The organism is Aminobacter niigataensis, assembly GCF_014200015.1.
Taxonomy (GTDB): Bacteria; Pseudomonadota; Alphaproteobacteria; order Rhizobiales; family Rhizobiaceae; genus Aminobacter; species Aminobacter niigataensis.
The window spans coordinates 1,229,642-1,242,916 of record NZ_JACHOT010000001.1; the positions used below are offsets into that span (position 1 = coordinate 1,229,642).

Sequence of the window (13,275 nt, forward strand, 5' to 3'; positions counted from 1 at the left end):
TTTCTTCGCCCCCGGCAAGCCATGCCAAACCCTGAAACCATCCTAGGAACAAATGGTTTACGAACGGTTCACCATATCCGTTAACCCGCTTGCCGCCCGCCGTGGCAGCGCCTATCAAAACGGGGCAACAGGAGAAAATGCGGATGGCCGGTCTTTTTCTTGAGGAGTTCGTAGTCGGCCAGGTGATCCGGCATCAACTCACCAAGACCGTCACCGAGAGCGACAACATGATGTTCTCGACGATGACGCTGAACCCACAGCCGCTTCACATCGACTTCGACTTTGCCGCCAAGAGCGAATGGGGCAAGCCGCTGGTCAATTCGCTCTTCACGCTCGGCCTGATGATCGGCATTTCGGTGCACGACACCACGCTGGGCACCACCATCGGCAATCTCGGCATGACCGAAACCACCTTCCCGCACCCTGTCTTCCACGGCGACACCATTCGCGTCGAAACCGAAGTGCTTTCGGTGCGCGAATCGAAGTCGAAAACCGACCGTGGCATCGTCGAATTCCTGCATTGCGCCTATAATCAGCACGGCGCACTGGTCGCCAAATGCCAGCGCCAGGCAATGATGAAGAAGAAGGCCGCCTGATGCGTTCGTTGCTGTTCGTTCCCGGAGATTCGGAAAAGAAGCTCGAACGCGGGTTCTCGTCCGGCGCCGACGTCGTCATCGTCGACCTCGAGGATTCGGTGGCGCCCGACAACAAAGGCCATGCGCGCGGCGTCGCCGCCGATTTCATCGCGAGCAGAAGGCGCACGACGCGGTCCTCGATCTATGTCCGCGTCAACGACCTGTCGACCGGAATGACCGACGACGACCTGCGCGCGATCGTACCCATCGCACCGGATGGCATCATGCTGCCGAAGTCGAATTCCGGCGCCGACGTCCAGCATCTTTCGACCAAGCTCAGGGTGCACGAGGCCGAAAACGGCTTGCCGGACGGCGCGATCCGCATCATCCCGATCATCACCGAAACCGCTGCCGGCACCCTCGCAACGGCGAGCTATGCGGGTGCCAGCGCGCGCGTGGCCGGCCTGACCTGGGGCGCGGAAGACCTCTCGGCGGCGATCGGCGCGCGCGCCACGCGCGATGGCCAAGGCCGCTACACCGACGTTTTCAGACTCGCGCGTGCCTTGACCGTCCTCGCCGCCTCGGCAGCCGAGGTCGCCGCCGTCGACACGGTGTTCGTCAATTTCCGCGACCACGAGGGCCTTCGCACCGAGTCCCTGGAGGCCGAGCGCGACGGTTTCACCGCCAAGATGGCCATCCATCCCGACCAGGTCGCGATCATCAACGAGGCGTTCACACCCGCGAAGGAAGCCGTCGAACATGCGCAAGCGGTGGTCGCTGCGTTCAGGCAGGCCGGGAATCCGGGCGTCGTCGGAATTGGCGGGCAGATGTACGACCGGCCGCACCTGCGCCGGGCCGAGCGCCTGCTGGCGCGCGCCGAGGCCGCTGCCGGAGCCTAGTCTTCTTCCCAGCGCGGACGGCGCATCGCGAAGACTTCGCTGATGCTGGAATAGTCCATGTAGCCGAGGCGCGAGACATTGCCGGCCTTGACGACGTCGAACAGGCCGTCGGTCAGGTATGCCTCGTCGATATGGACACCGACCACCTCGCCGACGACGACGAATACACCGGCGTCGGCACCGTCCAGGCCCTTCGGGCGGAAGATCTCGGTGACCTTGCATTCCAGCGCTGCGGGTGCTTCGGCAACACGCGGCGGCGCCACCAGCCGCGAGGGTGCTGCCGTCAGCCCGGCATAGCCGAACTCGCTCGTGCCCCTGGGGGCATTGACCGAGGTTCGGTTCATCTTCTCGGCGAGTTCGCGCCCGACGACATTGGCAACGAACTCGCGGGTCTCGCCGGCGAAGGTGGAGCTGTCCTTCGGCCCCTCGGAGGAAAACCAGACCAGCGGCGGCTTGCCCGTCAGGGCATTGAAGAACGAATAGGGCGCAAGGTTCAGCGCGCCATCCTTGCCGATGGTCGAGATCCAGCCGATCGGCCTGGGCGAGACGAGCGCCTTGAACGGATCGTGCGGCAGGCCGTGGCCCCGCGACGGCTCGTAGAACATCGCGCCTAGCCCTCCCAGGGGCCAGTATAGTCGCTATGGAGCTTCGCCACATCAGGACGTGGCCGCTCGGGTGCAGTGCCGTCATAGCTGCCGATGTGGATGAAGCCGACGACCCGCTCATGCGGTGCCAGGCCCAGCAGCGCGCGCCCTTCCTCTACATCGGAATACCAGTTGGTGATCATGTTGGTGCCATAGCCGAGCGCGTTGGCGGCGGTCATCAGGTTCATCGCCGCCATGCCACCCGACAGGAACATTTCCCATTGCGGGATCTTCGGGTTCTCCTTGGGGCTCGACACAACGCCGATCACCAGCGGCGCGCGCGAAAAGCGGGCGAGCTCCTGGTTGCGCCGCCCGTCGGGCAACGGCCCTTCGCGGCGCTCGGCCAGTTCAGCCAGCTTCTTGCCGATTTCGATGCGCGCATCGCCGCGATAGAGGATGAAGCGCCAGGGCTCGAGACGGCCGTGGTCGGGCACGCGCGTCGCTGCCCGCAGCATCGTCTCGATCTCGCTATCGGAAGGCGCCGGCGCGCGCAGTTCCGGGATCGGTGCGGAATTGCGGGTCAGCAAAAAGTCGATGATCGGCGATGGCACGGCGCTGGCGCTCCTAGGGTTTTGGGCTGAAGCGCCGACCGAAATGGCAGCTGCTTTGGCGGCGGGGCTCATTGGTTGGAATCCATGGCGCCCGAATAGCCTTGAAATTGCCACCGCCTTGCGCTTCAAACAAGGGATGTCGAGGGGATGCTTCCGCTTTTTCGCACCGATTCTGGGTGCCGCACTGTTCGCGATGCCGTCTTCGGTCGCGTTTGCCCAGGATGGCGCCTCGGCAATAGAAGGCCTGAGCCTTCCCGGCATCTCAAGCTTTGCCGCGCCGCGCGGCGACGAATCCCTGGCAATCAGCGCACTCGGCGAGATCACGCTCACCGCCCAGCTCACAGACAAGGGCGACGACATCGGCCGCGGGCTGGTCTGGCGCGTGTTCCGTCCCGAAGCCGGCCCCGATGGAAAATTGCCGCTGGTGGCATCCGCCCAAGGCGGCACCAGCATGTTCCAGTTGCCTCCAGGCAGCTATCTCGTCCATGCCTCCTACGGCCGCGCCGGCGCCACCAAGCGCATCACCGTCGGCAAGGAAGGCAAGCGCGAAAGCCTGGTGCTCGATGCGGGCGGCCTCAAGCTTGACGCGGTGCTTTCGGGCGGCGTCCGGATTCCACCGGCCAAGCTCAAATTCTCGATCTATGAGGCGGACGAAGGCAGCGATGGCGAACGCGCCCTGATCATTCCCGATGTCGAGCCCAATTCGGTGGTGCGGCTCAATTCAGGCACCTACCATGTCGTCTCGACCTATGGCGCGGTCAATGCAGTGATCCGCTCCGACATCCGCGTCGAGGCCGGCAAGCTGACCGAGGCGACGGTCGAACACCGTGCCGCCGACCTGACCTTCAAGCTGGTGCGCGAAGCCGGCGGTGAAGCCATCGCCGATACATCTTGGTCGGTTCTGACAGAGTCCGGCGACCCGTTGCGCGAAGCGGTCGGCGCCTTTGCCTCGATGGTCCTGTCGGAAGGCGACTACACCATCATCGCCAAGAACCGCGACCGCATCTACCAGCGCGATTTCACCGTCGTTGCCGGCCGCAACCAGGACGTCGAGGTTGTCGCTTCCGAGGCTGCGGCAATCGACCCCAACGAAGGCGCCGACTGACCAGGCGCGGGTTGCTCCGTCCGAGCTTTTTGAATCCAGGCAGATGAAAAAAGGGGCGACATCTCTGCCGCCCCTTTTTTGTGTCTGGTTGGCCGCTCAGCCCTGCGCGGCGCGGCGGCGATCTGGTGTCGTCGCTTCTTCCCGAAGTGAGGCAATGGCCTCGTCAAGGCCCATTGACTGCTGGTCGCGCGAGCCGAGGCGACGGACGTTGACGCTTGCCTCTTCCGCCTCGCGCTTGCCGCAGACGAGGATGACCGGAACCTTGGCCAGCGAGTGCTCGCGGACCTTGTAGTTGATCTTCTCGTTGCGCAGGTCGGCCTCGGCCGACAGGCCGGCGGCCTTAAGCTTGGCCACCACCTCGCGGGCATAGTCGTCGGCGTCCGAGGTGATCGTCGCCACCACCACCTGCTGCGGCGCAAACCAAAGCGGGAAATGGCCCGAATAGTTCTCGATCAGGATGCCAAGGAAGCGCTCCATCGAGCCGCAGATGGCACGGTGGATCATGACCGGCTGCTTCTTCTCGGAGTCCGAGCCGATATAGAAGGCGCCGAAACGCTCAGGCAGGTTGAAGTCGACCTGGGTTGTTCCGCACTGCCATTCGCGGCCGATGGCATCACGCAGGACGTATTCGAACTTGGGGCCGTAGAAGGCGCCCTCGCCCGGATTGATCGACGTCTTGATGCGATTGCCCGACTGCGCCTCGATGGTCTTGAGCACGTTGCCCATGATCTCTTCGGCATGATCCCACGCCTCGTCCGAGCCGACGCGCTTGTCCGGCCTGGTCGACAGCTTCACCGAGATCTCTTCGAAGCCGAAGTCGGCATAGGTCGTCAGAATCAGGTCATTGATGCGCAGGCACTCGGCGGCGAGCTGTTCCTCGGTGCAGAAGATGTGCGCGTCGTCCTGAGTGAAGCCGCGCACGCGCATCAGGCCATGCAGCGCGCCCGACGGCTCATAGCGATGGACATTGCCGAATTCGGCAAGCTTTACCGGGAGATCGCGATACGACTTCAAGCCATGCTTGAAGATCTGCACGTGGCCGGGGCAGTTCATCGGCTTGAGCGCGAAGACGCGGTCGTCGTCGGTGTCGTCGCCGGCAACGGTAACCTTGAACATCGCGTCGCGATACCAGCCCCAGTGGCCCGACGTCTCCCACAGGCTCTTGTCGAGCACCTGCGGGGCGTTGACCTCCTGATAGCCTTGCGTATCAAGGCGGCGGCGCATGTAGCTGACGAGGTTCTGGAACATCTTCCAGCCCTTGGCGTGCCAGAACACGACGCCCGGTCCCTCTTCCTGGAAATGGAACAGGTCCATCTCGCGGCCGAGGCGACGGTGGTCGCGCTTCTCGGCCTCTTCCAGCATATGGAGGTACTGGTCGAGTTGCACCTGGTCGGCCCAGGCGGTGCCGTAGATGCGCGTCAGCATCGGGTTGTTGCTGTCGCCGCGCCAATAGGCACCGGCGACCTTCATCAGCTTGAAGGCGCTGCCGATCTGGCCGGTCGAAGCCATATGCGGTCCCCGGCACAGGTCGAACCACTCACCTTGCGCATAGATGTTGAGGTTCTGGTCCTCGGGGATCGCGTCGATCAGCTCGAGCTTGTAGGCCTCGCCCTTGTCGCGGAACACCTGCTTGGCCTTGTCGCGCGACCAGACCTGCTTGGTGAACGGCTTGTTGCGGCCGATGATCTCGCGCATCTTCTTTTCGATCGCCGGAAAATCTTCGGGCGTGAAAGGCTCGTTGCGAGCGAAGTCATAATAGAAGCCGTTGTCGATCACGGGGCCGATGGTCACCTGGGTCCCTGGCCACAATTCCTGCACCGCCTCGGCGAGCACGTGGGCAGCGTCGTGGCGGATCAGTTCCAGCGCGCGCGGATCTTCACGGGTGACGATCTCGACCTTGCCGGACTTGCCAAGCGGATCGGACAGATCGCGCACGGTGCCGTCGATGGCATAGGCCACCGCCTTCTTGGCCAGCGACTTCGAGATCGACTCGGCCAGACCAGCACCGGTCAGCGCCGCGTCATATTCGCGGACGGAACCATCGGGAAATGTCAGGGAAACGGAATTCGACAAAGCTCTTCTCCTATCCAGTCCCGCAAACGAGCGCGGGTGGGCAATAAACCGGATGCGTCCGGCAGCGAGCGATCTTTTAGGGGGAGAATGCGCTGCCGTAAAGCCGGGCGGCGTGCCCGCCGCCGCCCCGCCAACGGCGGCGGAGCCCGCTACTTGGCCGACTTCATCAGGTCAGGAAGGCTTGCCAGGAAGATGTCGCGTACCTTGGGGCCGAGAAACACCGGACTCTTGCCGTCATTGACCAGCAGCCGGGCGAACACGATGCGGCGCTCGCCCTTGTCGGCCCAGCCGACAAACCAGCCGAAGGGCTTGTTGCGGTCGATCTTGCCCGACTTTCCGGTCAGCCAGCCTGTACCTGTCTTGCCCTTGACCTGCCATTCGCCGGCCTGGAATGGCGGCAACACCGCCGCCGTGAGATCGACCGCTCGCGCGGAGACCGGCAGGCTGCGGTCAAGCATGCGACCGATGAAGCCGACCTGCTCGTCCGGCGAGATCTTCAGCGAAGAACTCAGCCAGCTGCGGGTAAGCCCGTCCTCCTTGCCGGGATTGCCCGATAGGTCGCCGTTGCCATAGGCGAAGCCACCGACATAGCCGGCAAATCGCTTGCCGCCGAGCTTGCGCGTGATCTCCTGGGAGAACCACAGCACGGAGTCCTTTTCCCAGATCGTCGGGTCGACCGGCTTGTGGTCGCGCTTCACCGCGTTGAACTCAGGCTTGTAGTCCCAGCGCGGCGAATGCTCGTCGGCGAGAATGCCCGAATCATAGCCGATCAGCGCCAACGGCACCTTGAAAGTGGATGCCGGGCTCACCCGGCGATCGCAGGCGCCGTCGCGACGCAGCTTCGCGCCGCTGCCGGCATCGACGATGAGCGTGCATTCGAGAAACGGTTTCAGGGCTGTCGTTTCGGCCGCCGAAGACGCCGGCAGCAGAGGCAGCGAGACAAGAAGCGCAGTGCCTGCGCAGATGGCATAGTGACGAATCGAAGCAAACACGTGTGACACCCTCTGTCGTTGGCCGCCGACACCTAGGGTGAGCGCTTGGTTCGAATATGACTTAACCTGGATTGTTTCCGATAGGCTGACCAAACGGTAAATCACGCAGCCGACTGATTAACGGTTCCGGCGGCCGACACAATGTCAGGCACCGGTCGGCTTGCTGCCGATCTTCCAGTAGCGCCAGGGCGTGAACCAGCGATAGCGCGACGCCAGCTGTTCCGGCACACGATCGATCCCATGAGTGCCCCACGGCCCGCAGCGAGACACCCTGAAAAGGCCCATCCAGCCGCCGGCCCACAGGCCATGGCGGGCAATCGCCTCGTGTGCGTATTCCGAGCAGGTCGGCATGTGCCGACACGCATTGCCGATGAAGCCCGAAAGCGTCAGCTGATAGAGCCGAACGAGCGACGTGCCGAGCACACGACCCGGCGTCTTGCGCCAGGGGCCGGGCCAATTGCGGCCCCGCGCCGCCGGTTCGCCATGGCTATGGTCGTGGCCGCGGCTCATCGCCAGCATCGCTCGGAACTATTCATCCGCCATAGATGTCAATTCCGACATGCAGACGCAATGTCCGGCGCATAGGACCGCGCAGTTGCGGCGCCGTGTCACGCAAGCCAGCTGAGTTTCGCCGGTCGGTGGGGGCACCGATGCTGTGGGGCCTCGAGCTGTTGCCGACCGGCGCCGCAGCGTCCTGTGAAGCGAGGCGAATGGTCGGCCTGGAAAGTCGCGATGCGGAACATCTCGGCATAGGCGTTGAAGAGCGTCGGCATGGTCTTGCCTCCTTGATGAGGAGGATTTGACCGCCTCTGGTCGTTTCCTTCAAACGAGTATAACGTCCACCATGGATAACTTGAGATTATGCGAATGAAGCGCGGGCAGTTGCCGCTGACAGCACTCAGGAGTTTCGAAGCTGCCGGGCGGCACCTGAGTTTCAGCCGCGCGGCGGAAGAGCTGTTTGTCACCCAGGCCGCCATCAGCCGCCAGATACGCGAACTGGAAACATTCCTGCAGCAGCCGCTGTTCGTGCGCTACCATCGACGTGTCGAGCTTACGGACGCCGGACAGAAGCTGCTTGGGCAATTGATCAAGAGTTTCGACGACATCGACAAGCGACTGTCGGAGCTGGCTGCAAAGCCCGCGCAGTCCGTGGTCAGCGTCAGTGTCGAGCCGTCGCTCGCCGCCTCCTGGCTGGTGCCTCGGCTCAACCGGTTTCGCCTGTTACGTCCGGACATCGACGTTTCGCTCGACGTGGACCCGCGCCTGATCGATTTCCGCAGCGACCAGGCAGAGCTTGCATTGCGCTTCAGCGCGCACAGCACGTCGTGGCCGCGCAGCGAGGCCGAACGCCTGGCACCGGTCATCGATTCGCCGGTCGTGTCGCCTGCCCTGCTTGCCTCGGGCCCTGCCCTGGAGTGCCCGGCAGATCTCCGGCGCTACACGCTCCTGCATGAGGAAAACCGCCAGGGCTGGGCGCGTTGGTTCGAAGCCGCCGGCGCAGCGGAAGATGTGGCGGCAGCGCGTGGCCCGTTGTTGGCTGACGCCGCACTGTCGAAACAGGCGGCGATGCTCGGCCACGGGGTTGCGCTTGGCGATCTCTTGCTGGTGCGCGAGGAACTGGTGTCGGGAACGCTGGTCAAGCCGTTCGAGACCAACGTTGTCTGCGGCGCGTACTGGCTGGTCGCCAAAAGCCTGCGCAAGCTGTCGGAGCCTGCGGAAGCCTTTGCCGACTGGATCAGGGCAGAGTTCGAGGAAAGCCGGCGCTATCTGGAGAAATGCTAGGCCGCGGCCTGCTTGCGCTCGATCTGGCCGATGGCATCTACCACGGCGTCGAAGGTCAGCATGGTCGAGGCATGGCGCGCCTTGTAGTCGCGCACCGGCTCCAGGTATTTGAGGTCGTCGAAGCGGCCCTCGGGCGGCGTGCCGCCCTCCTTGAGCATGCGCAGCATAGCCTCGCGCACGGCGCGAAGCTCGACGGCGCTGGCGCCAACGACGTGCTCGGCCATGATCGACGACGACGCCTGGCCCAGCGCACAGGCCTTCACTTCATGGGCGAAGTCGGTGACGACGCCGTTTTCCATCTTGAGATCAATGGTGACGGTCGAGCCACACAGCTTGGAATGCGCGGTGGCCGACGCATCAGGATGATCGAGGCGTCCAAGCCGGCCGATATTTCCGGCAAAGCCAAGAATTTTCGTGTTGTAGATGTCGTCAATCAACTTTTTTCACTCTGAGTGCGTGTTATGAGCAACTCTTGTCGCTGTCGCATCTTTCAATCGTCGTCTCCACCTATATATAATGGTGGCGCTCGCTTCCCGGCAAGGCAACAGGACTGACATCGGGAGGAGGGGCGAAAATGAGCAGCTTTAGGTACGGCACTCAATCGGTGGTCCCTGAAGTGGCTGTGTCCGTTCAACTCGTCCCTGCTCAGACAGGGACTACTGGAGACGCCTGATATGGATGCCGTTGCCAAGAAGCTGATGCCGCAATCAGCCTATATGGAGAAGCCTGCAACCGACCGGCCCACCGAGGCCGAGGTCGAAGCTGCAGTGAGTGTTCTTTTGCGCTGGACTGGCGACAATCCGGCGCGCGAAGGCCTTATCGACACGCCGAAGCGCGTGACCAAGGCTTTCCGCGAGATGTTCAACGGCTACGACATGTGCCCGGCCGAAGAACTCGGCCGCACCTTCGAGGAAGTGGCCGGGTATGACGACCTCGTCATCGTCCGCGATATTAAATTCCATTCGCATTGCGAGCACCACATGGTGCCGATCATCGGCAAGGCCCATGTCGGCTATTTGCCGGACGGCAAGGTCGTCGGCCTGTCCAAGATCGCCCGCGTGGTCGACATCTTCGCCCACCGGCTGCAGACCCAGGAAGCAATGACGGCGCAGATTGCCGGTGTCATCCAGGACGTGCTAAATCCGCGCGGCGTCGCCGTGATGATCGAGGCCGAGCACATGTGCATGGCCATGCGCGGCATCCGCAAGCAAGGGTCGTCGACCCTGACCTCGACCTTCACCGGCGTTTTCCGGGACACCCCCGAAGAACAGGTCCGGTTTGTCACCATGATACGAGCCGGCGGGCTCTAATCCCCCCTCGCCGGTTCCCGAAACCCAGGATCCGGCGATGTCTGTTCTGAAATTCTCCGAAGCTACCAGCGACAAGCGCGCGCTAGAAGATGGCGAGGTGTTCACGCCGCGCTTCGACGCGAACGGCTTGGTCACCGCCGTCGTCACCGATGCCACCGACGGCATGCTGCTGATGGTCGCGCATATGAATGCCGAGGCGTTGGCGCTTTCGATCGAGACCGGCATCGCGCACTACTGGTCGCGGTCCCGCGGCTCGCTCTGGAAGAAGGGCGAGACCTCGGGCAATTTCCAGCACATCGAGGAGATGCGGACCGACTGCGATCAGGACGCGGTCTGGCTGCGCGTAAAAGTTTCCGGCCACGACGCAACCTGTCACACCGGCAGGCGTTCCTGTTTCTATCGGACGGTGGGGCAAAAAGACGGCTTCGCGACGCTTAGCGCGGACGGCAGCGCCTCGCTGTTCGATGCAGACGAGACCTACCGCAAGAAATCGTGAACCGGCTTCCCGTCCTGCAACACAAAGATTCACGATTTTAATACGTGTCCAGTGTACTCTGTACGCGGGACAAGGGAGATCGTGATGCTCGAATGGGCGTCGTTCCATGCGCGTCAGAACGTCCGGGAAGCAAACGGCTTTTCCTCGGGCACGGGCGCCGACGATCCGAAGCTAGCCAAAGAAACCGGAATCTCCCTCGCGCTCGGCGGCGGTGCCGCGCGTGGCTGGGCACATATCGGCGTCCTGCGTGCGCTTGACGAGGCAGGCATCCGCATCAACATGATCGCCGGCACCTCCATCGGCGCACTGGTCGGCGGCTGCTATCTCGCCGGCAAACTCGACCAGCTCGAGGAGTTCGCCCGCAGCCTGACCAAGCGCCGCATCTTCGGCCTGTTCGACCTGCAGATCGTCGGCAATGGCCTGTTCGGCGGCATGAAGCTCGACTCGCGCATGCAGCAGCACATGGCGGGCGTCACCTTCGAGGACCTGCCAAAGCCGTTCGTCTGCGTTGCTGCCGAAATCCGCACCGGCCACGAAATCTGGCTGTCGAGCGGTTCGCTGATCAAGGCGATGCGCGCGTCCTATGCCCTGCCCGGTGTTTTCGAGCCGGTGACCTGCAATGGCCGCGTCCTGGTAGACGGAGCGCTGGTCAATCCGGTGCCGGTCTCGGTCTGCCGTGCCAACGAGCAGCCGCTCGTCGTTGCCGTCAACCTGCACTATGACCTGTTCGGCCGCGCGGCCGTCATCAAGCACAGCGCCGGCGAACTGATGGTCGAGCGCGACGCCAAGCCGGCCGACCAGTACGACGCCAACCGCAGCGCGCGTGAATCGCGGCTGGGCATCAGCGGGGTAATGGTCGAGGCCTTCAACATCATCCAGGACCGCATCTCGCGGGCACGCCTCGCCGGCGACCCGCCCGACCTGTCGCTGCAGCCCAAGCTCGGCCACATCGGCCTGTCGGAGTTCCATCGCGCCGACGAAGCGATCCGGCTCGGCTACGAGGCCACCAAGGCACAGATGGACGAGATCGTCAGGCTGCAGGCCGTCCTGGGCTAAGGCCCGGCAAGTGACGCGTCGATGACGCGCAGTTGGACCGTGCGGTTGCCATTCCAGTGATTGACCGACAGCGACCCGGCGACATGGACCGTGCGCCCGCTGTTCCTCAGCAGGAACTCGCCAAGCGGCGCTTCGGCGGACCGGAACGAGATGCCCTGGATGCGGCCGCCACTTTCAGACCTGAGGTCGATGCGCACGTGGCCTGTGCCGATCACCCTGACATCGGCCAGCTTGTGCCTCGGCAGGACGAAGGTTGGGGCTACGTGGCCCTGTCCGAACGGACCCGCCTTTTCCAATGACTCGACGAGTGCCAGCGTCGCACCTTCGGCGGCGAGCGCGCCGTCGACAAGCAGGCTTTCCTCGTCCTGCAGGCGGAACACGTCTGCGGCCGCGCGTGCCTCGAAGAAGGCGCGCACCTCACCGAGCTTCGCGCGCTCGACGGTGATGCCGGCCGCCATGGCATGACCGCCACCCTTGACCAACAGCCCAGCCTCGACGGCCTCCCGAACCAGACGACCGAGATCGAAGCCCGAGACGGACCGCCCTGAGCCGGTGCCGACACCATTGCCGTTGAAGGCAATGGCGAAAGCCGGGCGACGGGCATGGTCCTTGAGCCGCGACGCCAGCAACCCGACAATGCCGGGATGCCAGGTCGTGTTGGCCGTCACCAGCACCGCTGGTCCAGGCCCGGCACCGATCTCCGCATCGGCCTCGGCGCGCGCCTCGGCCAGCATTACCGTCTCCATCGCCTGACGCTCCTGGTTCAGGCGATCGAGCGTTTCGGCGATCGTGCCTGCCTCGACCGGATCGTCGGTCACCAGCAGCTTGCTGCCGAGCGCCGCGTCGCCGATGCGCCCGCCGGCATTGATGCGCGGCCCGAGCAGGAACGACAGATGGAACGTATTCAGCGGCTCGCCGATGCGGGCGACGCGGGCGAGCGCGGTGAGACCGGGATTGTTCTGCTGGCGCATCGCCTGCAGGCCCTTGACGACAAAGGCCCTGTTGACGCCGGTCAGCGGCACCACGTCGGCCACGGTCGCAAGAGCCACGAGGTCGAGCAGCTTGAGAAGATCGGGACGCTGCGCGTCAGGCAGCCGTTCGCGCAGCACCTTGGCGGTCTGCACCAGCGTCAGGAAGGTCACGCCGGCGGCGCAAAGATGGCCCTGGCCCGATAGATCGTCGTCGCGGTTCGGATTGACCACGGCAACCGCGTTCGGCAACGCACCGCCGACTTGATGGTGGTCGAGCACGACGACATCGGCACCGGCCTCGTTGGCCGCCTCGATCGAAGCCGCGCTGTTGGTGCCGCAGTCCACGGTGACGATCAGGCGGGCGCCACGGCCGATCAATTCGCGCATCGCATCGGGATTGGGGCCGTAGCCTTCGAAGATGCGGTCGGGGATGTAGATTTCGGCCTCGACGCCGAAGTGGCCGAGAAAACGTTTCATCAGCGCCGACGAGCAGGCGCCATCGACATCATAGTCGCCGAAGATGGCGACGCGCTCGCCGCGCAGCACCGCATCGGCGATGCGGCCGGCGGCCTTGTTCATGTCGGTTAGCGTCGCCGGATCCGGCAACAGGTCGCGGATGGTGGGGTCGAGGAAGCGTTCCGCATCCTCCGGCAGCACACCGCGCCCGGCCAGCACGCGAGCGACGATGTCGGGCACACCATGGCCCTGTGCGATGGCGAGCGCCAGCATATCCTGGCGCTCGGTCAGCCGGTGCTCCCATGAAACACCGGTGGCCGAACGCCGTACGCCGAGGAAATTGCGCTTTTCAATCGCCATTCAGA

General features: G+C 64.0%; 15 protein-coding genes. 7 read left to right on the plus strand and 8 right to left on the minus strand.

Going from position 1 to position 13,275, the window contains the following annotated elements; genetic code table 11:
- Positions 1-143 precede the first annotated feature (143 nt).
- Both GGQ99_RS06120 and GGQ99_RS06125 read left to right on the plus strand, forming a co-directional pair.
- Positions 144-596, plus strand: coding sequence for a MaoC family dehydratase (locus tag GGQ99_RS06120; protein ID WP_108608256.1), 453 nt, complete (start codon positions 144-146; stop codon positions 594-596).
- Positions 596-1,474 (plus strand): HpcH/HpaI aldolase/citrate lyase family protein, encoded by an 879-nt coding sequence (locus GGQ99_RS06125; RefSeq protein WP_183261351.1) that lies wholly within the window; start codon positions 596-598, stop codon positions 1,472-1,474. The genes GGQ99_RS06120 and GGQ99_RS06125 overlap by 1 nt, the downstream gene beginning before the upstream one ends.
- Here GGQ99_RS06125 and GGQ99_RS06130 read toward each other — a convergent pair.
- Both GGQ99_RS06130 and GGQ99_RS06135 read right to left on the minus strand, forming a co-directional pair.
- Positions 1,471-2,079, minus strand: coding sequence for a flavin reductase family protein (locus GGQ99_RS06130; RefSeq protein ID WP_183261352.1), 609 nt, complete (start codon positions 2,077-2,079; stop codon positions 1,471-1,473). The genes GGQ99_RS06125 and GGQ99_RS06130 overlap by 4 nt on opposite strands.
- A 5-nt stretch (positions 2,080-2,084) precedes the next feature.
- Complete coding sequence (locus GGQ99_RS06135; RefSeq protein ID WP_183261353.1) at positions 2,085-2,669, minus strand: nitroreductase family protein; 585 nt, start codon at positions 2,667-2,669, stop codon at positions 2,085-2,087.
- 136 nt (positions 2,670-2,805) lie between these two features.
- On the opposite strand from GGQ99_RS06135, the gene GGQ99_RS06140 reads away from it, so the two are divergent.
- Positions 2,806-3,774 (plus strand): hypothetical protein, encoded by a 969-nt coding sequence (locus GGQ99_RS06140; RefSeq protein WP_183261355.1) that lies wholly within the window; start codon positions 2,806-2,808, stop codon positions 3,772-3,774.
- 96 nt (positions 3,775-3,870) lie between these two features.
- On the opposite strand, the gene thrS is transcribed toward GGQ99_RS06140, so the two are convergent.
- From thrS to GGQ99_RS06160, 4 genes are all read right to left on the minus strand, one after another.
- Entirely contained in the window at positions 3,871-5,847 is a 1,977-nt protein-coding gene (gene thrS, locus GGQ99_RS06145; RefSeq protein WP_183261357.1) for a threonine--tRNA ligase, read from the minus strand.
- 149 nt (positions 5,848-5,996) lie between these two features.
- Positions 5,997-6,782, minus strand: coding sequence for a class D beta-lactamase (gene blaOXA / locus GGQ99_RS06150; protein ID WP_210307799.1), 786 nt, complete (start codon positions 6,780-6,782; stop codon positions 5,997-5,999).
- A 201-nt stretch (positions 6,783-6,983) separates the two neighbouring features.
- Positions 6,984-7,349, minus strand: a complete 366-nt coding sequence (gene yidD / locus GGQ99_RS06155; protein ID WP_183261359.1) for a membrane protein insertion efficiency factor YidD — start codon at positions 7,347-7,349, stop codon at positions 6,984-6,986.
- A 98-nt stretch (positions 7,350-7,447) separates the two neighbouring features.
- Positions 7,448-7,612, minus strand: a complete 165-nt coding sequence (locus GGQ99_RS06160; RefSeq protein WP_183261361.1) for a hypothetical protein — start codon at positions 7,610-7,612, stop codon at positions 7,448-7,450.
- A 94-nt stretch (positions 7,613-7,706) separates the two neighbouring features.
- Here GGQ99_RS06160 and GGQ99_RS06165 point away from each other — a divergent pair, with 94 nt between their 5' ends.
- Positions 7,707-8,621 (plus strand): LysR substrate-binding domain-containing protein, encoded by a 915-nt coding sequence (locus GGQ99_RS06165; RefSeq protein ID WP_183261363.1) that lies wholly within the window; start codon positions 7,707-7,709, stop codon positions 8,619-8,621.
- Here the strand turns inward: GGQ99_RS06165 and GGQ99_RS06170 are convergent.
- Positions 8,618-9,058, minus strand: a complete 441-nt coding sequence (locus tag GGQ99_RS06170; RefSeq protein ID WP_108608263.1) for an iron-sulfur cluster assembly scaffold protein — start codon at positions 9,056-9,058, stop codon at positions 8,618-8,620. The genes GGQ99_RS06165 and GGQ99_RS06170 overlap by 4 nt on opposite strands.
- 237 nt (positions 9,059-9,295) lie before the next feature.
- Here GGQ99_RS06170 and folE point away from each other — a divergent pair, with 237 nt between their 5' ends.
- The 3 genes from folE (at position 9,296) to GGQ99_RS06185 (ending at position 11,483) form a co-directional block, all read left to right on the plus strand.
- A complete protein-coding gene (folE, locus tag GGQ99_RS06175) occupies positions 9,296-9,931 on the plus strand; it encodes a GTP cyclohydrolase I FolE (RefSeq protein WP_055970896.1) in 636 nt (211 codons plus the stop codon).
- Positions 9,932-9,968: 37 nt separating this feature from the next.
- Positions 9,969-10,427, plus strand: a complete 459-nt coding sequence (gene hisI / locus GGQ99_RS06180; protein ID WP_183261365.1) for a phosphoribosyl-AMP cyclohydrolase — start codon at positions 9,969-9,971, stop codon at positions 10,425-10,427.
- An 84-nt stretch (positions 10,428-10,511) separates the two neighbouring features.
- Entirely contained in the window at positions 10,512-11,483 is a 972-nt protein-coding gene (locus tag GGQ99_RS06185; RefSeq protein WP_108608265.1) for a patatin family protein, read from the plus strand.
- Here GGQ99_RS06185 and recJ read toward each other — a convergent pair.
- Positions 11,480-13,270: a single-stranded-DNA-specific exonuclease RecJ gene (recJ, locus tag GGQ99_RS06190; RefSeq protein WP_183261367.1), complete on the minus strand. Its 1,791-nt coding sequence runs from the start codon at positions 13,268-13,270 to the stop codon at positions 11,480-11,482. The genes GGQ99_RS06185 and recJ overlap by 4 nt on opposite strands.
- Positions 13,271-13,275 lie beyond the last annotated feature (5 nt).